This is a genomic window from Streptomyces venezuelae, from assembly GCF_008642275.1.
Classification (GTDB): Bacteria; Actinomycetota; Actinomycetes; order Streptomycetales; family Streptomycetaceae; genus Streptomyces; species Streptomyces venezuelae_E.
This window is the reverse complement of sequence record NZ_CP029189.1, coordinates 175,257-195,140: the sequence shown is the minus strand read 5'-3', so window position 1 is coordinate 195,140 and position 19,884 is coordinate 175,257. Positions and strand designations below refer to the sequence as shown.

At 73.7% G+C, this 19,884-nt stretch carries 19 protein-coding genes; 9 read left to right on the top strand and 10 right to left on the bottom strand.

Going from position 1 to position 19,884, the window contains the following annotated elements:
- Window positions 1–136 precede the first annotated feature (136 nt).
- Entirely contained in the window at window positions 137–940 is an 804-nt protein-coding gene (locus tag DEJ51_RS00780) for a helix-turn-helix domain-containing protein (RefSeq protein WP_150255354.1), read from the top strand.
- On the opposite strand, the gene DEJ51_RS00775 is transcribed toward DEJ51_RS00780, so the two are convergent.
- Both DEJ51_RS00775 and DEJ51_RS00770 read right to left on the bottom strand, forming a co-directional pair.
- The gene (locus tag DEJ51_RS00775; protein WP_150255352.1) at window positions 887–1,660 is read right to left on the bottom strand and encodes a class I SAM-dependent methyltransferase; all 774 of its coding nucleotides are present in this window, start codon (window positions 1,658–1,660) and stop codon (window positions 887–889) included. The two genes, DEJ51_RS00780 and DEJ51_RS00775, sit on opposite strands and share 54 nt — an antisense overlap.
- Before the next feature lie 207 nt (window positions 1,661–1,867).
- Complete coding sequence (locus tag DEJ51_RS00770; protein WP_150255350.1) at window positions 1,868–2,530, bottom strand: deoxynucleoside kinase; 663 nt, start codon at window positions 2,528–2,530, stop codon at window positions 1,868–1,870.
- A 460-nt stretch (window positions 2,531–2,990) separates the two neighbouring features.
- Between DEJ51_RS00770 and DEJ51_RS00765 the strand changes: the two genes are divergently transcribed.
- Entirely contained in the window at window positions 2,991–3,632 is a 642-nt protein-coding gene (locus tag DEJ51_RS00765; protein WP_150255349.1) for a GNAT family N-acetyltransferase, read from the top strand.
- A 56-nt stretch (window positions 3,633–3,688) separates the two neighbouring features.
- Here DEJ51_RS00765 and DEJ51_RS00760 read toward each other — a convergent pair whose 3' ends face one another.
- The 4 genes from DEJ51_RS00760 to DEJ51_RS00745 form a co-directional block, all read right to left on the bottom strand.
- Window positions 3,689–4,591 (bottom strand): immunity 49 family protein, encoded by a 903-nt coding sequence (locus DEJ51_RS00760; RefSeq protein WP_223835600.1) that lies wholly within the window; start codon window positions 4,589–4,591, stop codon window positions 3,689–3,691.
- Between the two features lie 255 nt (window positions 4,592–4,846).
- Entirely contained in the window at window positions 4,847–6,727 is a 1,881-nt protein-coding gene (locus DEJ51_RS00755) for a serine/threonine-protein kinase (protein ID WP_150255345.1), read from the bottom strand.
- A gap of 169 nt (window positions 6,728–6,896) precedes the next feature.
- Window positions 6,897–7,148 (bottom strand): EF-hand domain-containing protein, encoded by a 252-nt coding sequence (locus DEJ51_RS00750; RefSeq protein ID WP_150255344.1) that lies wholly within the window; start codon window positions 7,146–7,148, stop codon window positions 6,897–6,899.
- A 269-nt stretch (window positions 7,149–7,417) separates the two neighbouring features.
- Entirely contained in the window at window positions 7,418–8,644 is a 1,227-nt protein-coding gene (locus tag DEJ51_RS00745) for a cytochrome P450 (RefSeq protein ID WP_150255342.1), read from the bottom strand.
- Window positions 8,645–8,916: 272 nt separating this feature from the next.
- Here DEJ51_RS00745 and DEJ51_RS00740 point away from each other — a divergent pair, with 272 nt between their 5' ends.
- From DEJ51_RS00740 to DEJ51_RS00725, 4 genes are all read left to right on the top strand, one after another.
- On the top strand, window positions 8,917–9,582 hold the full coding sequence (locus DEJ51_RS00740; RefSeq protein WP_150261608.1) for a molybdopterin-dependent oxidoreductase: 666 nt from the start codon (window positions 8,917–8,919) through the stop codon (window positions 9,580–9,582).
- Window positions 9,524–10,225, top strand: a complete 702-nt coding sequence (locus tag DEJ51_RS00735; protein ID WP_150255340.1) for a cytochrome b/b6 domain-containing protein — start codon at window positions 9,524–9,526, stop codon at window positions 10,223–10,225. The genes DEJ51_RS00740 and DEJ51_RS00735 overlap by 59 nt, the downstream gene beginning before the upstream one ends.
- A 120-nt stretch (window positions 10,226–10,345) precedes the next feature.
- Window positions 10,346–11,698 carry an MFS transporter gene (locus DEJ51_RS00730; protein WP_150255338.1) on the top strand — a complete coding sequence of 451 codons (1,353 nt, stop codon included), beginning with the start codon at window positions 10,346–10,348 and terminating at the stop codon, window positions 11,696–11,698.
- Window positions 11,699–11,703: 5 nt separating this feature from the next.
- The gene (locus DEJ51_RS00725; RefSeq protein WP_150261607.1) at window positions 11,704–12,984 is read left to right on the top strand and encodes an anhydro-N-acetylmuramic acid kinase; all 1,281 of its coding nucleotides are present in this window, start codon (window positions 11,704–11,706) and stop codon (window positions 12,982–12,984) included.
- Window positions 12,985–12,994: 10 nt separating this feature from the next.
- On the opposite strand, the gene DEJ51_RS00720 is transcribed toward DEJ51_RS00725, so the two are convergent.
- Window positions 12,995–13,870 carry a YwqG family protein gene (locus tag DEJ51_RS00720; protein ID WP_150255336.1) on the bottom strand — a complete coding sequence of 292 codons (876 nt, stop codon included), beginning with the start codon at window positions 13,868–13,870 and terminating at the stop codon, window positions 12,995–12,997.
- Between the two features lie 144 nt (window positions 13,871–14,014).
- On the opposite strand from DEJ51_RS00720, the gene DEJ51_RS00715 reads away from it, so the two are divergent.
- Together DEJ51_RS00715 and DEJ51_RS00710 are read left to right on the top strand one after the other, a co-directional pair.
- A complete protein-coding gene (locus tag DEJ51_RS00715; RefSeq protein ID WP_150255334.1) occupies window positions 14,015–15,013 on the top strand; it encodes an MsnO8 family LLM class oxidoreductase in 999 nt (332 codons plus the stop codon).
- Window positions 15,014–15,265: 252 nt separating this feature from the next.
- On the top strand, window positions 15,266–16,099 hold the full coding sequence (locus DEJ51_RS00710) for a polysaccharide deacetylase family protein (protein ID WP_150255332.1): 834 nt from the start codon (window positions 15,266–15,268) through the stop codon (window positions 16,097–16,099).
- 40 nt (window positions 16,100–16,139) lie between these two features.
- On the opposite strand, the gene DEJ51_RS00705 is transcribed toward DEJ51_RS00710, so the two are convergent.
- From DEJ51_RS00705 to DEJ51_RS00695, 3 genes are all read right to left on the bottom strand, one after another.
- Complete coding sequence (locus DEJ51_RS00705) at window positions 16,140–17,327, bottom strand: FAD-dependent oxidoreductase (RefSeq protein WP_150255330.1); 1,188 nt, start codon at window positions 17,325–17,327, stop codon at window positions 16,140–16,142.
- Between the two features lie 111 nt (window positions 17,328–17,438).
- Complete coding sequence (locus tag DEJ51_RS00700) at window positions 17,439–17,942, bottom strand: hypothetical protein (RefSeq protein WP_150255328.1); 504 nt, start codon at window positions 17,940–17,942, stop codon at window positions 17,439–17,441.
- A gap of 288 nt (window positions 17,943–18,230) precedes the next feature.
- Window positions 18,231–19,334: an EamA family transporter gene (locus tag DEJ51_RS00695; RefSeq protein ID WP_411757275.1), complete on the bottom strand. Its 1,104-nt coding sequence runs from the start codon at window positions 19,332–19,334 to the stop codon at window positions 18,231–18,233.
- A gap of 19 nt (window positions 19,335–19,353) precedes the next feature.
- On the opposite strand from DEJ51_RS00695, the gene DEJ51_RS00690 reads away from it, so the two are divergent.
- Window positions 19,354–19,878: a MarR family winged helix-turn-helix transcriptional regulator gene (locus DEJ51_RS00690; RefSeq protein WP_223835599.1), complete on the top strand. Its 525-nt coding sequence runs from the start codon at window positions 19,354–19,356 to the stop codon at window positions 19,876–19,878.
- Window positions 19,879–19,884: the final 6 nt, after the last annotated feature.

Sequence of the window (19,884 nt, the reverse complement as noted above, 5' to 3'; positions counted from 1 at the left end):
GCCCGACGGGATCCGGAAGGCCGTGGCTAGGGAGCATCGTCGACGAGTTCGACCGTCCCGGCAAGCACGTGGCGGCAGCGGGCGCGCGAGCCCGTACCCCTCCGGGCCGGGGTTCGGGCTCTGGCAGTCTGGGCGCATGGGGACGGGGGGCGGTCAGGTGCCGGACGCGGTGCGGCACGTGCAGCGGGGCGTGGGACGGGAGCCGGGGCCGCGGTTCGGGGTCGAGGAGGGGTACGCGTGGTACCGGGGGGAGTCGCAAGGAGGATCCGTTCACCGGCACGCCGCCTTCCAGCTCGTCCTGTCCCCCCGGGGCGAGGCCGCGCTCGCCGGGGCGGACGGCACCGTCGTGCGCGCAGCGGCACTGCTGGTGCCGCCCATGACCGCGCACCGGATGCTGCCGGGGGCGGGGCAGCTGCTCACCGTCTTCGTGGAGCCGCATTCGGCCCTGGCCGACCGGCTGCGCAGGCGGTGCGGTACCGGTCCGGGGATCGTGGCGGTGCCCGAGCTGGGGCGGCTCGACGAGGCCGAGCTGGGGAGGGCGGCAGCGCTGCCCTCGGCCGGGCTGGACCCGCGGCTGCTCGCGGCGGCGGCCCTGCTGGAGGGGCTGGAGGAGTCCGTCCCGATGGACGTGCTCGCGGCCCGGGTGGGTCTGTCGCCGCAGCGACTGCGGGCCCTGGCACGGCAGCAGCTGGGTATGCCGCTGGTGCGGCGGCGGATCTGGCTGAAGCTGCGCCGGAGCGCGGAGGCACTGGGGGAGGGGCGCGGCCCGGCCGAGGCCGCGGCCGCCGGAGGCTTCACCGATCAGGCCCATCTCACCCGCCGGATGCGGGAGATGATCGGGATGACCCCGGCGGCCGTGCTGCGGGCGCTCCGGGAGCCGACGGCGTCAGTCGCCGGCGCGCCGGGCGACGTACACCGAGATGGACCCGGTGACGGTTGAGACCACCTCGGCCTCCCGGACCCGGTCGAATCCGGCCTCGGTGACGAGGGAGGGCAGGATGCCGTCGGCGTTGGGCTGGGTGTCGGCCCGGCCGTCGGCGAACTGGACGACACGGAACGCGGTGCGCATCAGACGGGTGCGCTGGAGGCCGTAGTCGGCCAGGACCAGTCGGCCGCCGGGCCGCAGCACCGTGTGCAGGGCGGCCAGGATCGCACGCTTCATCGGGAGGGGGCACTGGTGCAGGACGAGGCTGGAGACGGCGGTGTCCGCGCTGCCCGCCCCGAGCAGCTCGGCCACTTCGTCGCCCATGCCCTGGCGCCAGTCGACGGCTGCGCCCGTGCTCCGGGCCTTGCGGCGGGCGACGGCCAGGATGCGGGGGTCCGGATCGATGCCGACGATGTGCGCGGCGGGTTCGATGTCGTGCAGGAGCAGGGCCTGGGAGCCGGTGCCGCAGCCGACGTCGACGATCACCTCTTCCGGACGCGGAGCGACGTGCATGGCCAGCAGGCCGCGCCAGAGCCGCTCGCGCACCAGGGCGGCCACGGGGTCGTAGAAGCTGGTGGGGGCGAAGCGGCCGGCGGCGGGGGTGAACGCTCGGGGAGGGCGCGCCGTGTCGCCGGGCCGGAACCCGGCGGGCGCGGCAGGCACGGCGGGCCGGGCCGGCACGGCGGGCGCGGAGGCCTGACGGAGAGGACCGGGGGTTTCACTCGACGAGGTCATGACGGCAGTGTCCGGGGGCCGGGCGGCACCGGTCTTGTACGAACCGCTCGCCCCGGCTGCCACCGCCGCGCCCCGGACTGCTGCCCCCGCTGCCACGGTGTCCGCGTGCCGACGGAGCCGGGACCGGCCGGCAGACAGACCGGCCGCCCGCCCGCGGGAACGCCCGCCCGCGCGTTCCCGCGGTCCGTGCCGCCGGCCGGCCGTGGCTCAGCGCCGGTGCGCGACCGTCGCCAGGGTCTCCTTGACCTCCCGCACCACGCGCGCCGCGTCCTCGGGCTTGTTCACCACGTCCGTGTGGTTCATGTCGATCACGAGGACCTCGCTGGCCGAGTAGTGCTTGTGCACCCAGTCGTCGTAGCCGGACCACAGGGTCCGGTAGTACTCGACGAGGCTCTCGTCCTGCTCGAAGCCGCGGCCCCGCAGCCCGATACGGTGCAGCACCGTCTCGAAGTCCGCCTTGAGGTAGACCATGAGATCGGGCGCCTTGCGGTACGGCAGGCCGTCGATCTCGCGCATCATCTCGCCCAGCAGTCCCTCGTACACCTGCATTTCGAGGGAGCTGATCCGCCCCAGGTCGTGGTTGACCTTGGCGAAGTACCAGTCCTCGTAGATGGACCGGTCGAGGACGTTGTCCCCCTGCTTGTACGCCTCCTTGATCGAGGCGAACCGCGTCTGCAGGAAGTAGAGCTGCAGCAGGAAGGGGTAGCGCTTCGCCTGGATCTCCTCGGGGCTCGCCGTGTAGAAGAGCGGCAGGATCGGGTTGTCGTCCACGCTCTCGTAGAAGACGTCGCTGCCCAGCTCCTTGGCGAGCAGCTCGGCCACACTCGTCTTGCCGATTCCGATCATGCCTCCGACGCAGATCACTGGCATACCTCACTTCTCCCTGGGGATCTTCTGTTCGTGGGCGGGTGGGCCACGCACCCCACCCCACCGAGACGCACGCCGGCGGTCACGTGATTCCCCGGGATCTGCATGATCAGCGTCAGTGGTCGCCGTCCGGACCAGGGCCCTGACTCAGGCTGCTCCCCGACCGGTCGGCCTGACCGTTCCGCGGTCGCCCTCACAGCGACGAGCCGCAGCCCAACGGCCGCCTTGAATCTTAAATGATGATCAGCGTCCGACCGGCCAGGTGGCCGTCGCCCTCCGCCGCCCCGGCCACGGTGTCCGAGGCCGCCGTGGAGGGCAGCCGCGAGGACGCGAACGCGTGTGGGGTCCCTTCCGGATTTCCTTCTAGAGCCACCTATAGTTAGGGCACCCTAACCGCCTCTGGGCCGTGCGAGCGCTCACCGCCTTCGCCGGTCCTTCCCGGCCGAGCAGAAACGGAACCCGTATGAGACCCGAGTCCACTTTCCTCGTCTCCCCCCGCGCGGACGTCCTGACCGAGACCGTCGAAGGCTTCGGCACGGTCCGCTTCACCCCGGTCGACCCGGTCGCGGACTCCGCCGTACTGCACTCCTGGGTCGCCGAGGAGAGGGCGCGGTTCTGGGGCATGAACGGCGTCAGCCGGGAACTGGTCCAGGAGATCTACGAGGACGTGGACCGCCGGGACACGCACCACGCGTACATGGTCCGGTTGGATGACGAGCCCGTGGCGCTCTTCCAGACGTACGAGCCCACCGAGGACCGGGTCGGCGACTGCTACGCGGTGCGCGAGGGCGACATCGGCGTTCATCTGATGCTGGCCCCGATGACCGGCCGGCCCCGGCCCGGATTCAGCAGGACCCTGATCGGTTCGCTCATCCGGTTCACCTTCCGCGACCCGGCCGTCCTGCGCGCGGTGGCCGAGCCCGACGCCTCCAACGCCAAGGCGCTCTCGCTGCTGAACCGGCTCGGCTTCGTCCGGCAGGGCGAGATCACCCTCCCGGAGATCGACCTGCCCGAGGTGTACCTCCCGGAGAAGCGGGCCGTGCTCGCCTTCCTCGACCGCCCCGCCGTACTCCCGGCCGCCGTGGCGGTCGTGCAGCACGCCTGACACGGGTGCCGGAGCCACCGGGCCCGTAGCGCGGGGCGGTCGCCGCGTCCGTGGTCCTAAGCCCTCTGGGCGCGCAGCAGCCCCGCCGGCAGGTATCCGGAGTGCACGTCCAGCTCCCAGCCGTGCGCCTGTACGGCGAGTGCCGCCAGGGCGATGACCGTGACCGGCAGCAGCGTCCTCGGCGCGGCACCCGCACCGTCGGCGTTGTCGCGGTGCTCCAGGAGGCGGCCGGCCAGGGCCCGCTCGAACGCGGGCCGGTCGTCGTCGAGCAGTACGCGCAGCAGCCGCTGGTCGGGGGTGAGCGTGCCCGCCCCGTCCAGCCGCGCGGCGGCCGCCGCACGCTCCTGCGCGTCCGGCTTGCGCAGGGGCGACACCCCGGACGCGACCCAGGGCGACCTGGGCCTCTCCACCAGGTGGAGGTAGCCGCAGAGCGCGTCCATCTCGGCGAGTTCGGCCGGGTCGGACACCGAGGACAGCGACGAATGCGGCAGTCCGGCGTGGAACATCGGAGCGTAGTCCGTCTTGAGCAGGGGCCCGATCACCCGGGCCGGTTCCCGGACCAGCCCGGTGATCACGGTCAGTGCGAAGGCGTCCACCCACACCTGCGCCGTGGGTGCCAGGTCGACCGCGTCGCCGAAGGCGAAGTCCTCGCTGCTGAGCTCCTCGTCGATGAGCGGGAAGGAGATCTCGAAGTCCCCGCCGGGGCAGGTTCCGAGCGTCAGGACACCGAGCGCGCACTCCGCCGCCGTTGCGAGCGCCAGTCGGCCCGGCGCGCTTTCCAGTTGCGGGTCCTGGAGGGAAAGGGCGCCGACGTGGTCGAGCAGCTCGTCACCCATCTCCTGTATCCCCTTGATGGACAGGCTGCCGTAGCGCAGGCTGTGCCAGCGGCCGAAGGTCCGGCTGCCGATGTTCTCCAGGGCCCGCAAGGCCACGTTCTCGCCGACCTCGTGACGTGCCACTTCCCGCACGGTTGCCATCCTCCCGTCGGACGAGGCCGGCAGGGATCCCGCCGCCCCTCGTCGCCGATCTTCGAGTAGCCATCTTCCCCGACACGGCAGCCCGTTGTGGCCGCACCTACGAGGCAGCGACGTCGCGCAACCTGGACGGACGGACGGACGGACGGACAGACAGACGGACGGACCGCCGCGAGTGCGGTGGACAGGCCGGGGGAGAGCGACTGCCTTCCTCCGGACAAGTGACCGGCCGGAAGGGTCCTAGTCCTTCGCCGAGGCCTCGGCGTTGCGCCAGACCGTCAGGTCGACGGTGATGAACCTGGTCTCCTCCTTCACGCCCGAACGGCCACGGAACGTCGCCAGCGTGATGTGGCCGGCCTTGCTCAGTACGCAGACCTGTGAACCGTCCGTCAGCTGGTCGAGGCCGATCTTCTCGGTGAAGCGGGTCACGGCGCGGCAGGTCTCCAGGGAGCCCTTCTCGGAGTTGTTCAGCAGGACGAGCTTGCCGTTCGCGGTACCGAACTTCTCGTCCCCGAACATGGTGTCCCGGTAGTAGAAGAGGTCCCCGTGCCCGTAGAGCACCCCGGCGCCGGTGGGCTCCTCCGCCGGACGCGGCGGGTTGTCGGCGAACATCAGCTGGTGGTTCTGGGGCATCTCGATGCCCTGGTACGAGACCGGCTGCGGGTCGGGCCGCTTCTGCGCGGCACCCGGCGAGGCGCTGCCGCCGCCCGATCCCTTGTCGCCGCCCTTGTCGGCGTTGCCGTCGGGCAGCAGCGACCCGAGGACGACGAGCCCGACGACCGCCGCGACGACCGCCCCGGCGACGATCAGCCCCGTCCGCTTGGGACGCGGCGGAGCGGGTGCCGCGGGCGGACCGGGCACGAAGCCCTGTGCGTGGAACGGCGGCGGCGTGCCGTGGCCCGGGGCGTACGACGGCTGCGAGTACGGGGGGTGCCCGTGCTGCGGCGGCGGGTAGGACGGCTGCGCGTACGAAGGCTGCGCGTACGAAGGCTGTGCATGCGAAGGCTGCGTGTACGGGGGCGGCGTCGGGTGTCCCGGCACCACGGCCCCGGGAGCGCCCGCCGCCGGAGCCGTCTGCGTCGGCGCCGAGGCGGCCACGCCGGTCGGCGTGTACCCGGGCGCGGCGGGTACGGCGGCCGCACCAGGCGCCGAGACCTCGGTCGGAGTCGGGGCGGGGGCGGGGGCGTGGGCGGGCGCCGGAGTCGGGGCCGGAGCGGGCAGTTGCAGCCGCTCGGTGAGGGAACCGGCAACGGCCTGCGGCAGCCAGTCCTCGCCCTGGCGCAGCGGGGACTCCGAGGCCGCGTGGCACAGCTCGATGACCTCGGTCAGCGTCGGCCGGTCGGCCGGGTCGCGGCTGAGGCAGCGGGTCACCACCGGCCTGAGCTCCGCGGGCAGGGCGCTGAGGTCGGGGTCCTCGTGCACGATCCGGTAGAGCACCGCGTGCGAGGGCCCGTCGCCGAAGACGGACGCTCCGATCGCGGTGAAGGCGGCGATCTGCCCGAGGGCGAAGACGTCGGTGGCCGGGGTGACCGTGCCCGCCGAGGCCTGCTCGGGCGCCATGAACGCCGGCGTGCCGACGCTCACGCCGGTACTCGTCAGGGCGGTGGAGTCGGCGGCCCGGGCGATGCCGAAGTCGATGACGCGCGGACCGTCGGAGGCGAGCAGCACGTTGGCGGGTTTCAGGTCCCGGTGGACGATGCCCGCGCCGTGGATGACGTGCAGCGCCTCGGCTACACCGACGGTCAGCAGCAGCACGCTGCGCACCGGCAGCGCGCCGTGCCGGGCCACGGCGTCGGCGAGCGAGGGACCCGGTACGTAGGCCGTGGCCAGCCAGGGCTGGGCACCCTCGGTGTCCGAGTCGATGACCGGTGCCGTGTAGAGCCCCTGGACCCGCTCCGCGGCCCGCACCTCCTGCCGGAAGCGCCGGCGGAACTCGGGGTCCTCGCTGAACTCGGGCCGGATCACCTTGATGGCGAGGGGACGGCCGCCCGGCGTGTAGGAGAGGTAGACCTTGCCCATGCCGCCCGAGCCCAGAACGGCCACCAGGCGGTAGCCGCCCACGACGGCAGGGTCGTCCGCCTTGAGCGGCTGGAAGAAGTCGGCGGAAGGTGCGCTGCCCATGGGGACCCATCTCTGGTTGCGGCGATCCGGCTCCTGCCGGCGCCCCGAAGTCAACCGAGAGCGTACCCAATGCCCGCACCGGCCCCGCCTGCCCGGCACATGGCCGCCCGGACCCCCGTGCCGGATCCGGGAGTTGGCGGCCGGGCCGCCTGCTCCGCAGGTGCGGCCGCTACCAGCCGAAGCGCCGGTCGACCACGGCCGCGAACTCCTCGAACGTCAGCACCCGGTCGCCGTTCTGGTCGGCCGCGTCGAAGAGAGCCGAGGACGCCTCGGTGTCCCCGACACCCCAGAAGGGGATGGCTCCCTGCGCCGCGAGGGTCGGCCCCTTGGAACGCAGGGCGCCGATGACCTCGGCGCGGGTCAGCGTGCCGTCCTGATCGAGGTCGAGGGCGTCGAACAGGCGCCGGGCCTTCTCACTCATCACGTGGTCCTCTCAGCGGTACACGCGCCGCCTCTCGGGCGGCGCGTCCTGTACGTGAGGACGCCGTGGATCCCCGCCGGGTTGCCCGCCGGCCGTTCCGATTTCGGTGCCCGCGTTGGTGCCGGCGTCGGTGCCGGCTTCGGTGCTGCAACGGCCGGGGTCCTCGCGGACGGCACCCGGCGCCCCACCGGGCGAAGGACAGCCCGGACAACGGGCGCCGCCGGGCAACGACCGGTCCCGCACACCCGGACGGGTGAACGGCCGCCGGGTCACCAGGTGACGTACAGGGCCTGCGGCGAGCGGTGGATCAGCGTGGGGCGCATCTGTGGCCGTGGGCGGTCCCGGTCCAGCCGCAGCTCCGGCATGCGACGGACGAAGAGGTCGAGGGTCAGGCGGAGCTGGTCGCGGGCCAGTTGCGAGCCGGGGCAGCCGTGGGGTCCGTACCCGAAGGCGAGGTGCTGCCGGCTGCCGGGCCGGGTGACGTCGAACTCGTCGGCCCGTTCGTACCGTTGCTCGTCGCGGTTGGCCGAACCGTACGCCACCAGCAGGGTGGCCCCCGCGGGCAGCCTCGTCCCGGCGAGCGTCACGGCCCGGGTGGTGGTCCGCCGGAAGGCCTGGATGGCGGTGTCGTGGCGGACGGCCTCCTCCACCGCCGCCGGAATCAGGGACGGATCGGCGCGGAGCAGCCGCCACCGCCGCGGGTCTTCGAGCAGGTGCAGCAGCATCGTGCCGATGAGGGCGCTCGTGGTGAGGAATCCGGCGATCAGCAGGTTCTGCAGGCTCGTCACCAGTTCGTGGCGCTGTTCGAGGGTGAGCTCGGCGTCGCCGGGGGCCAGCGCGGCCACCATCGTCGAGCACATGTCGTCCCGGGGACGCTCGCGCCGGTCGCGGACGTACCCGTCCAGCAGGTGCTGGAGGGCCACCACGTCCTCGGCGGCGGCCACCTGCCCCTCCGGCGACAACGGGCGGAACAGCAGCTCCTCGGCCCGGTAGCCGCCGTGCACCGCAGCGGGCACGTCGGCCGGGTCCAGCCCGATCAGCCGCCCGACCACCATTCCGGGCAGCCGCCGGGCGTACGCCTCCACCAGCTCCGCGGAGCCGTCGGCCGCGAAGCCGTCCACCAGCTCCCCCGCGCACGTCCGCGCGTACGGCAGCAGCGCCGCCACCCGGCCGGCGGACAGCCCCCGGTTCAGCGGAGCCCGGTGCCGCCGGTGGGCCGCGCCGTCGCTGGATACGACGGTGGGGCGGGGGCCGAACCCCCGTGGCAGGACGCCGAGCGCCGCCTCCGAGAGGCTCACGTCCGGCAGGAGCGCACGGGCCGAGGAGAAGTCCCCCGCGCGCAGCAGCACTTCCCGTACGTCCTGGTCCCGCGCGACCAGCCACGCGTCGAACTCGGGTACGTACGTCAGCCCCTCGGCCCGGCGGGCCCGGGCGTAGAGCGGATAGGGGTCGCGGTACAGCTCGTCCCGTCGCGCCTGGTCGTCCTGCCGAGCCACTGGGACCTCCGGATCGGGATCGGGACCGGGCCGGGGCAACCGCCGCGGGTGACCTCCGGTGCGTGCGCCGGGTCATCCTGCCCGAAACCCGCCCGGCCCGGTAGGGCGCCCGCCGGGGCACACTCCCGCGCGAGCGGGACGAACTGTGACGGAAGTCTGACGTCGCACCCGTCTCCCTGGTCTCCCGCACGCCGGGGTGCTGGAATCGAGGGGTGACGACAGACCACCCCGACTTCGAGGGAAGCCCCGTCGGTCGCCGCCTGGTGCTCGGCATGCTCGGGCTCGGCGCCGCGGGCCTCGCGGCCGCACCGTACGTACAGCGCGGGATCGAGTCCTTCCTCGGCGCCGCATCGGACAAGGACCCGACCGGGCTCACCGGGCTGCTCCCCAACGGGGGCGGCTTCCGCTACTACTCCGTCGCCACCTCCGTACCGCGCAAGAACGAGCAGAACTACCGGCTCACCGTGGACGGGCTGGTCGAACGCCCCGCGACGTACACCCTCGACGCCCTGCGCGCGCTGCCGCAGACCCGGGTCGTGCGGGACGTGCAGTGCGTCACCGGCTGGCGGGTCCCCGCGACCCCCTTCGCCGGCGTCAGACTGTCCCAGTTGCTGGACGCCGCCGGGGTCCGTCCCGAGGCCAGGGCGATCCGCTTCACCTGCTTCGACGGCGAGTACAGCGAGAGCCTCACCCTGCCACAGGCCCGGCGCGACGACGTGCTGGTCTGTCTGCAGATGCAGGACGAGCCGGTCAGCCACTCGCACGGTGGCCCGGTCCGGCTCTACGTCGCGCCGATGTACTTCTACAAGTCGGCGAAATGGCTCTCCGGGATCACCGTCACCTCCGAGGTGCGACCCGGCTACTGGGAGGAGCGGGGCTATGACGTCGACGCCTGGGTCGGCGGGTCCAACGGGCGCAGTGACACCCCCACGGTCTGATCCGGCCCGGCGGGTCGGCAGGTTCAGCCGTACCGAGCGCTGGGTGCACCGCCTGACCGCCGCACTGGCCCTGCTGTGCGTGGCGACGGCGGCGGCGCTGTACGTGCCGCAGCTCGCCGAACTGGTCGGCCGCCGGGCCCTCGTGGTGACGGTCCACGAATGGGCCGGGATCCTGCTGCCCGCCCCGTTCCTCGCCGGTCTCGCCGATCCCGCCTTCCGGGCCGACCTGCGCAGGCTGAACCGGTTCGGACCGCACGACAGGACGTGGCTGCGCGCGATGCTGCGACGCGATCACCGGCGCGCGTCCCGCCCCGCGGGGAAGTTCAACGCCGGCCAGAAGATCTACGCGTCGTGGATCGCCGGTGCCGTCCTCGTGATGCTGGCGACCGGCCTGCTGATGTGGTTCACCCACCTGACGCCGCTGGTCTGGCGCACCAGTGCCACCTTCGTCCACGACTGGCTGGCCCTGGCCATCGGGGTGGTGCTCGCCGGGCACATCAGGATGGCGCTCGCCGACCCGGAGGCACGCAGGGGAATGCGCACCGGGTCCGTCGAGCGCCCCTGGGCGCGGCGGGAACACCCGCTGTGGCTGCGGGACGAGCCGCAGGACACGTCCACCGAACGGCCGGACGAGCCCCGCTGATCGCGGGCTCGCCGACGCAGACACCGGCAAGGGCGCGGGCCTGACCGCAGGCGCGGGGCACCTTACGGCAGATGGCGGACGGCACTTGTGGAGCCGCTCCGCTGTCAGCACGCTTGGTCCATGACCACACCCGCCCCCGGCCCGGTGCGGCCTCCCGCGACGGCCCGGCCGGACGACGCGCGCCGGGCACTGGTGGCGGGATCCGTCGGCAACTTCATCGAGTGGTACGAGTTCGGGATCTACGGCTACTTCGCCACCGTCATCGCGGCGCAGTTCTTCACCCCGGAGGGCGGCAGCGAGGTGGCGGGGCTCGTCAAGGCGTACGCGTCGTTCGCCGTGGCGTTCTTCTTCCGGCCGGTCGGGGCCGCGGTGTTCGGGCGGTTCGGTGACCGGGTGGGCCGGCGGCCCGCACTCGTCCTGGTGGTCTGTCTGATGACCGGTGCCACGACGACGATCGGGCTGCTCCCGACGTACGCCTCGATCGGTGCGGCCGCGCCGTGGCTCCTGACCCTGCTGCGGATCCTGCAAGGGCTTTCGGCGGGAGGGGAGTTCGGCGGGGCGGTCTCGGTCATGACGGAGTGCGCACCGCCGGGCCGCCGGGGACTCTACGGGGCCTGGCAGTCGTTCACGGTCGCGGTCGGTCTGCTCGCGGGCGCCGGGGTGGCGGTGGTCCTGGCGAGCGTACTGACCGCCGAGCAGCTGTACGGGTGGGGCTGGCGGGTGCCGTTCCTGCTGACCCTGCCGCTGGGGCTCGTCGCGCTGCGGCTGAGGTTGCGGCTGCCACCGGACGAGCCGTCCGCCCCCGTACCGCCCGCCCCCCTGCCGTTCACTTCCGTACCGTCCGCTCCCGCACCCGAAGGCCCGGCCCGGCCGCGTCCTCGGGAGACGGTCCGCGCCGTGGTGCTGGGCGTCGGGCGGATGATGGGCTGGTCGGCGGCCGGCTACACCTTCCTGGTGGTCATGCCCTCCTACCTGCAGAGCACGCTCGGCACCAGCTTCCAGCGGGCCCTGCTCGGCACCGTCCTGGCGAACCTGGGATTCGCGGCTTCGATCCTGCCCGCCGGAAGGCTGAGCGACCGGATCGGGAGGCGGACGGTGATGGTGGCGGGGGCCCTGCTGGTGGCCGGCCTCGCCCTCCCGCTGCTGCACCTGGTGCAGGACCCCGGCGGGCCGGCGTACGCGAAGGGCGCGGCGCTGTTCGCCGCCGGGGCCGGTGTCGGGCTGATGGCGGGGCCGGGGCCCGCGATGCTGGCCGAGATGTTCCCGGCCAGGGTGCGCTGCACCGGGCTCGGGCTCGCGTACGCCCTGTCCAACGCGGTGTTCGCGGGCTGCGCGGGCCTGATCATCACCGAGGTGGTCGAGCGGACCGGGAACGCCGACGTCCCCGGCTACTACGCCGCGGCGACCTGCGCCGTGAGCGTGGCCGCGCTGCTGACGCTGCGGGGCGACGACCACGAGCGGGCGCTGCGGTGAGCGCCCTGCGCGTGGTGGGACTGATGTCGGGCACGTCGTACGACGCGATCGACGCGGCCGCCGCCGACCTCTCCCTCGACGGCGACACGCTCGTACTGACGCCCCTGGGGATGATCAGCACGGCCTACGACGACGCACTGCGGTCGGACCTGGCCGCGGCCCTGCCGCCCGCCGCGACGGATCTGGCCACGGTGTGCCGGCTCGACACCCGGATCGGACGGGCCTTCGCGGCGGCGGCGGTACGGGCGGACGAGGAGCTGTGCGGCGGACGGACCGACCTGGTGGCGTCGCACGGGCAGACGGTCTTCCACTGGTCCGAGGACGGCCGGGTGCACGGCACGCTCCAGATCGGCGAGGCGGCCTGGATCGCCGAGGCGACGGGCCGGCCCGTCGTCTCCGGGTTCCGTACCCGCGACGTGGCGGCCGGGGGACAGGGCGCGCCGCTGGTCAGCATCGTCGACGTGATGTGGCTGCGGGGACGGCCCGGGGTACCGGTCGCGCTCAACCTGGGCGGGATCGGGAACGTGACGGTCGTTCCGGGAAGCACGCAGGAGGGGCCCCGGGGCGAACCGCTGGCCTTCGACACCGGCCCGGCCAACGCGCTGATCGACGTGGCGGTACGCGCACTTGCGGGCCGCGACGCCTCGGGCGAGGCGTACTCGATGGACACGGGCGGCGCTCTCGCCGCGCAGGGCACGGTCCACCCACAGCTGCTGCGAAGGCTGCTGGACGACCCGTACTACGCCCGCCCCGCGCCCAAGACGACGGGCAAGGAACTCTTCCACCTGCCCTATCTGCGCACGGTGCTGGACTCCTGCGGGCCACTGCCCGCCGAGGACGTCGTCGCCACACTGACCCGGCTCACGGCCAGGACCGTGGCCGACGCGATCCGGCCGTTCGGGGCGACCGAGGTGATCGCATCGGGCGGGGGGACGCGCAACCCGGTGCTGATGGACTGGCTGAGGGAGGAACTGCGCGGGGCCGGCGCCGCGGGCGGGGCCGGCCGGGCCGGCGGATGCGTGGTGCGGTCCTCGGACGAACTCGGTCTGCCCTCGGGGGCGAAGGAGGCGTACGCCTTCGCCGTGCTGGGCTGGCTCACCGCGCACGGCCTGCCGGGCACCGTTCCCTCGTGCACGGGCGCCCGGCGCGCGAGCGTCCTCGGCTCGATCACGCCTGGAGGTCCGGGCCTGTGCCTGCCCCGGCCGCCTCACACGGCGCCGGTCCGGCTGACCGTCGGCGGCGGCCCCCGCCCCGGCCTTCCCACCCCCCACCTGCGGCCTTCCTAGCCGGTTCGGGTCAGCAGCACTGCCAGACGAAGCGCGCGCGGTCGAAGCGGCCCGCGGCGAGGTCGGCGGGGCGGATCAGCCAGTACAGGGTGCCGACGTCCCCCCACATCATCTCCGCCTCGTAGTCGGTGTCGAACTGCGCGAGCAGCACCCACCGGGCGGCCTCTTCGCCCACGCGGGGGTCGGACCGGGGGACGCCGGGGCCGAGCACCGCGTGGGCGATCTCCCACTCCACGGAGCCCTGCACGGGTACCGGGTGGCCCCCGACCCGGTGCCGCACGTCGCCCGGGGCGGTGTCGAGGGCGGTGAGCGCGACGGCGAGCGGGCGCGCGTTCACGGGATGGTGGCGCCACCGGTCGGAGTCCACGACCTCGCCGAACGCGGCCCGGACGCCGGGAGCGTCGTACGCCGGTACCGTCGTCCCCGCCTGCACGGTCAGCGGTACGACGGGGTACGGGGGGAGCTCGGGCGGGGCGGGACACGGGTGGGTGGGGGTGTCCGCGGGGACGTGCAGCACCTGCGCACCGGGCCGGGTGCCGGGGTCCGAGGCGTGGACGAGGGGGTCGCCGTCGTCGGGACGCCCGTCGTACAGGAAGAAGAGCAGGGTCCCGGAGTCGGGCAGGGCGAGCCCGCAGTCGCCGGCCGCCGCGAGGGCACCGCAGTCGAGCGAGGCGATGTGGGACAGCGGCCCGTGTCCCTCCCACGTGGGCCACGGCAGGCCGAGGGGAAGCCGGGGGAGCCCGCCGAGCTGCCCGGCCACCGGTCCGTCACCCGCGCGGGTCAGGCGCAGGCCCGGAGCGAGCAGGCCGATCCATCGTGCGGCGTCGTCGGGCTGGAGATGGCGGTGGGCGAGGTCGTGCAGGGCCTCGGCGGGAGCGTGCGTCATGGGACGATCATGCAGGAGAGCACTGACAGGACGGTCGGCGTGGCCTGCGGTGGTCGGCGAGGGCGGAGCGGGCGGCACGGGCGGAGTGGCGCGAAAACGATCACGCCCGCCCGCGCCGTCGGCCGCGCTCCCTATGCTGACGCCATGCTCGACATACCTCTTTCAGCGCTGGAAGTCGCGATGGTGCAGACGGGCACCCGGGCCGCGGACACCCTGCGCGACACCACGGCCTTCGCCCAGGGACTGGAGGGCCTCGGCTACCACCGCATCTGGTACGCGGAGCACCACCACTCTCCCGCGATCGGCGCGTTCCCACCGGTCGTACTGGTGGCGCACGCGGCCGCGACGACCTCGGCCATCCGCCTCGGGTCGGGCGGGGTGCTCGCCCCGAACCACGCGCCCATCACGCTCGCGGAGCAGTTCGGCACGCTGGCCGCCCTCCACGAGGACCGTGTCGACCTGGGCATCGGCCGCGGACCCGGCACGTTCGACGACGCCACCGCGCGGGCGCTGCGCCGCGGCGCCGGCCCTGCCACGGATGCCGAGTACCGGGGCGACGTGGCCGCGATCCTCTCGTTCCTGGTGGACGAGGTGGCGCTGGGGCCGCTGCCGGAGCCGTGGCTGCTGGCCTCCAGCCCCGCGGGGGCCGCGCTCGCCGCGGAACTCGGCCTGCCGATCGCGGTGGCGCACCACATCCGGCCGGACAACACCCTTGCGGTTCTGGAGTGTTACCGGTCGGCCTTCTCCCCGTCCCGCTGGTGCGACCGGCCCCGGGTGCTGCTGTGCGTGGAGGCGGTGTGCGCCGAGACGGAGGAGGAAGCCGTCCGGCGTGCCGGGCCGATGAACGTCGTCAAGGCAGGCCTTCTGAAGGGGGAGAGCCGGACGCCGTTCCCCACGCCCGCGCAGGCGGCCGTGCACCCCTTCACGGAGCAGGAGCGGCAGGCGCTGGCGGGCTTCCGCGCCCAGCAGGCCGTCGGGACGCCCGAGGCCGTCGTGGAACGGCTCGCGCAGCTGGCCGCCCGGACCGGGGCGGACGAGCTGATGCTGGCCACACCCGTCCACGACCTCGGTGACCGCATCGCCTCCTACGCGCTCATCGCGAAGCACTGGCGAGCTGCGACGGCGACGGCGCCGACGACATAAGCCGGGGGAGATCGCAGCGGTCCCCGCGACCCCCGCGGAGCCGGGGGCCGTGACACTCCTCACAGGTGGCGCGGCACCGCGGAGGCCGCCACACCCGTTGGCGCTCCGAGGTCGTCGGCCTCCCGCCCCCGGACCCGTGTGCACTGAACCACACGAATCGGGCCATTTGGTCTAGGTGGGGGTCCGAACGGATGACCTAGCCTGGACCGACCAGCGAGATCCGGGGGCTGAGGGCAAAGGAAGAGCACGTCCATGCGCATCACCACCAGTTCCGCACGTCGTCGACGGGCGGGGTACGTCGCCGCGGCCGCACTCCTGGGCCTCCTGGCGGCAGCGGGCACCCCGGCGTACGCCGCCACGGACGGCTCGGTGGGCCGCACGCCGGACGCGCCTCCCGCCGGACACTCCGCACCGGCCGGAACCGCAGGCGCCGCCCAGGGGGCGGCTCAGGGCGCCGCCCAGGGAGCCTCCGGGGTCCCGCTGGGGATCTCCCGGCTGGCGCAGGGCGCGGGCCGCCAGGTCGCGATCACCATCGACGACGGCCCGGACCCCCGCTGGACGCCCCAGGTCCTGGAGACGCTGCGGAAGAACCACGTCAAGGCCACGTTCTGCATGATCGGCACCAAGGCGCAGAAGTACCCGGAGCTCGTCCGCGCGGTGGCCGCCGACGGGCACCAGCTGTGCGACCACTCCGTCGACCACGACGTCACGATGGACCACAAGCCCGTCGCCTACCAGCGGCAGCAGATCCTCGAAGGCAAGGCCATGATCGAGAAGGCCGTTCCGGGGGTCCCCGTGACCTACTACCGTGCGCCGGGCGGAGCCTTCACCCCGGACAGCCGCGCGATCGCCGCCGCGAGCGGGATGCGGCCGCTGGGCTGGAGCGTCGATCCCAAGGACTGGAGCCGGCCCGGCCTGAAGGCCATCCTCTCCACGGTGCAGGGCAAGCTCCCGCAGCAGCCGACGGTGCTCTTCCACGACGGGGGCGGCGACCGCAGCGAGACCGTCGCCGCGCTGAAGGAGTACCTGCCCTGGCTCACCGAGCAGGGCTACGGCTTCTCCTTCCCGGCGCGCACCACCCCGTAGCACCCGGTCCGGGCCTGCCTGCCTGGGATCGGTCTCCCGGTCATGCGACGGGGAGGCGGAAACCGTCGAAGAGGTCGTCCATGCCGCGCAGCGCCAGCCGGGCCGGCGTGGCGCGCACGGCGAGATCACGTACGGCCACCACGACCGGATTGCGCAGGACGCCCAGCCGTCCGACGCGCCGGGCGCGACGGCGCACCGTGTCGGTACGGTCGCGGCGCGCGGCGGTGTAGGCGGCCAGGCCGGCCGCAACGGCGGTGTCCCGGCCGTCGCCGCGCTCTCCCGCGGGCAGCAGATGCGCGAGGACCACCGCGTCCTCGATGGCCTGGCAGCCGCCCTGGCCGAGGTTGGGGGCCATGGCGTGGGCCGCGTCGCCCAGCCAGGCGATCCGGCCGTGGTGCAGGGACGGGAGCGGGGCGGCCAGGTCGTACAGGTCGTTGCGCAGGACGTCGGCGGGGTCGAGGCGTGCGACGCGGTCCAGCAGGGCCGGAACGGGATCGTGCCATGAGCCGAAGCGCTGCCGCAGTTCGGCGCGCGGGTCGGCGAAGCGGGTGCCCGGCGGGACGACCGCCGTGGCGTAGAGGTAGTAGCGGCCGTCCACGAGCGGGGTCACCCCGAATCGCCGCCCCCGCCCCCACGTCTCGCTCATGGCCGGTATCCGCAGGTCCGGGGCGTCCACGAGGGTCCGCCAGGCCGTCTCGCCGATGTAGTTCAGTCCCGGGTGCGCGGGGAAGTGCGCGCGGCGCAGCGGACTGCGGATGCCGTCGGCGGCGACCACGAGATCGGCGGGAAGGTCCGGGCCCGCCGCCGTGCGGACGGCCGGACGTCCCTCGGCATCGTCCACGCCGGTCACCTCGGTGCCGTAGCGGAGGGCCGGGGCGGGCAGAGCGGCGGCGAGGGTGGCGGTGAGGGCCGGGCGCGGGACGGCGAGCGGCGCCATGCCGTAGCGGGCCGCCATGTCGGCGGTGCCGGTCCGCGTGAGCCACCGGCCGTCGGGGCGGCGCACGCCCATCGCCTCGGGTACGGAGCCGCCGATCGCGCGGGCGACGTCGATGCCCACGGCGGCGAGCGCGCGCAGGGCGTTGGGGGCGAGGCCGATGCCGGCGCCGGTGACGGGGGGTTCGGGGGCGCGTTCGCAGACGGTGACGTGCCAGCCCCGGCGGTGCAGCGCGACGGCGGCCGTGAGGCCGCCGATTCCGGCTCCGACCACCACCGCGTGACGGTTCGTCATGACTGACCTCTCCGTTCGGGGCCCGGTGACGACCCACTCTAGATCGGTGGCTGACGGAGCTCGCGCCCGTCCCGGACCTGCGTACGTACGCGGAGGCGGCGGACCGGGAGCTCAGCTCGGGGAATCGTTCTCCGTGGCGGCGAAGAACGCGTCGGCGACGGTGCGGGCACGCTCCATGTCGGTGAGCGGTTCACCGATGATGCGCCCGGCCAGCTCGGTGGCCAGACCGAGGACGTGTTCGCGGAGCTCTGCCTGGGCGATCACCCGGTCGGCCTCCAGCTGCACCGCGGCCGAGGCGATCATCTCCTCGCGCGCCTTCTGGCCTTCCGAGCGAACGGCGGCGAGCAGGGTGAGGCCCTCCTCGTGTGCGGCCTGGCGGATCTGCGAGGCCTCGTGACGGGCGGCGCTCAACTCCGCCTGGTACTCGGACCGCACGCGCTTCGCTTCCAGCCGGACTGCCTCGGCCCGCTCGGACATGCCCACGGTCGCGTCTTCGCGTGCGGCGAGGGTCTGGTCGATCCGCGGAAGGAGGACCCTGGCCAGAGCGGCGAAGACCGCGAGGAAGGCGATGAGGGTGACCATGAGCTCGATGAGGTTCGGTTTCAGGGGTCCCATGATCGGATCGTAGCGGCGCGCTTTTGGTACCGCTTCGAGTTATTTCCGGCCCATGGCCCGAATCCTGCTGTCGCAGGGCCGATGTGAGCCGAGGTCAGGAGTGGTGGTGCCGAGCTTGCCTTCGGCAGGCCGTGCGGGGGCGTAACGGAAATCCGGCGGGCGATTCCCGGAACCGTCGCAGGGGAGACCCGTGCGGAGGAGGAGACGGGAGGAGGCGCGGGCCGTGACCGAGGTGCCCCCGAGCGCCGCCCGTGCCGTCTGCGCGGGCATGGGCGGCCTGCTGCTCGGCTACGCGGCGGAGTCGGCCGGTCCCCGGGACGGGGAGGCCGTCGCCCGCTCGGGGTTCGCAGCCGGCCGGGCTCTGGCCGTGGCGCTCGCGACGAACCTGCCCGCATGGGTCTTCGCGATGGCCGAGGTGTTGCGCAGGTGACCGTTCCCCCGGCCCGCGGTGCTGGTTCCCGCCGCCGTCCTGCGCCCGACCTTCCTCGCGCCCGGACTCCGACGCCGGCCGGGCGGGCCCTGCCGCGGCGGCAGACCCAGAGCGACCCCGCCCAGTACGAGTGCCAGTCCGCACAGCTGCCGGCCCGTCAGCACCTCGCCGGCGACCACCGTCCCGAGCAGTACACCGGTGACCGGGTTGAGCAGCCCTATCAGGCCGACCGTTCCGGCGGGCAGGCGGCGCAGCCCGGCGAACCAGGCGGCGAAGGCCAGCGCGGTGGCGACCAGGCCGACGTAGCAGAACGCGAGGAGAGCCGACGGCGACACCGGTGGCGGGGCGCCCTCCACGGCTACGGCCACCGGCAGCAGGAGCAGGCCTCCGGCGGTGAGCTGCCAAGCGGTCGAGGCGAGCACACCGCCGTCGGCGATGCCGCCGGTGCCGTCGGAGCCGGCGTTCCACCGCTTGGCCAGGACGTGGCCGACGGAAGACACCAGCACAGCGGCGGCCGAGGCCAGGACACCCGGCACACTGATCCCGCCCGTGCCCCCGAGCAGCATCAGGCACACCCCGCCCAGCCCGGTCACGGCACCCGCCAGGTGGGCGACGCCGGGCCGCTCGCCGACCAGGGGCCAGGCGGCGAGCATCATGATCAGCGGGGAGACCGCCATGACGGTCGCGGCCACACTCGTCGGCAGCAGCTGGGAGGCCGTGAACACGAGGAAGAAGAACACGCTCACGTTGAGCAACCCGAGCACCGCAGACCGCCCCCACCACGCGCCGTGCGGCCGCCGGCGGCACAGGGCAAGCAGGACCAGGCCGGCCGGCAGCGCCCGTAGGGCGGCCCCGTACAGCGGGTGGTCGGCCGGCAGGTACGCGTGGGTGACGAAGTAGTTGGCTCCCCAGGCCACCGGCGCCACTGCGGTCAGGGCCACCCAGCGCATATTTGCTTCCATGGAAGGTAATATAGCTTCCATGGAAGCAAATGTGGCGTCCGCGGAGCACGGCCCACCCCTGGATCACGTGGCCCGGATCCAGGCCGACTGGCGCCGTGAGCGGCCCGACCTCGATGTCGGCCCACAGGGCGTGATCGGGCGACTGCACCGCCTCGCCGACCGCCTCGGTGCCGAACTCCGCCTCGTCTACGACCGCTACGGCCTCAGCGAAGGGGAGTTCGACGTCCTGTGCGCACTGCGCCGAGCAGGGGAGCCCTTCGAACGGGCGCCGGGCGAGCTCGCCGCGCACACCATGGTCACCACCGGTGCGATGACGAAGCGGATCGACCGCCTGGAACGGTCCGGACTCGTCACCCGCCGGCGCTCGGACGACGACCAGCGCGGCCGGATCGTCGCCCTCACCCCGGCCGGGCGCGACCTCGTGGACCGGGCGTTCACCGACCACATGCGCAACGAACACCGGCTGCTGGACCTCGTGACGCCCGAGGAGGCCGCCGCGCTCGAAACGCTGCTCACGACCTGGCAGTCCCGACTGGAGGGCTGACGCGAA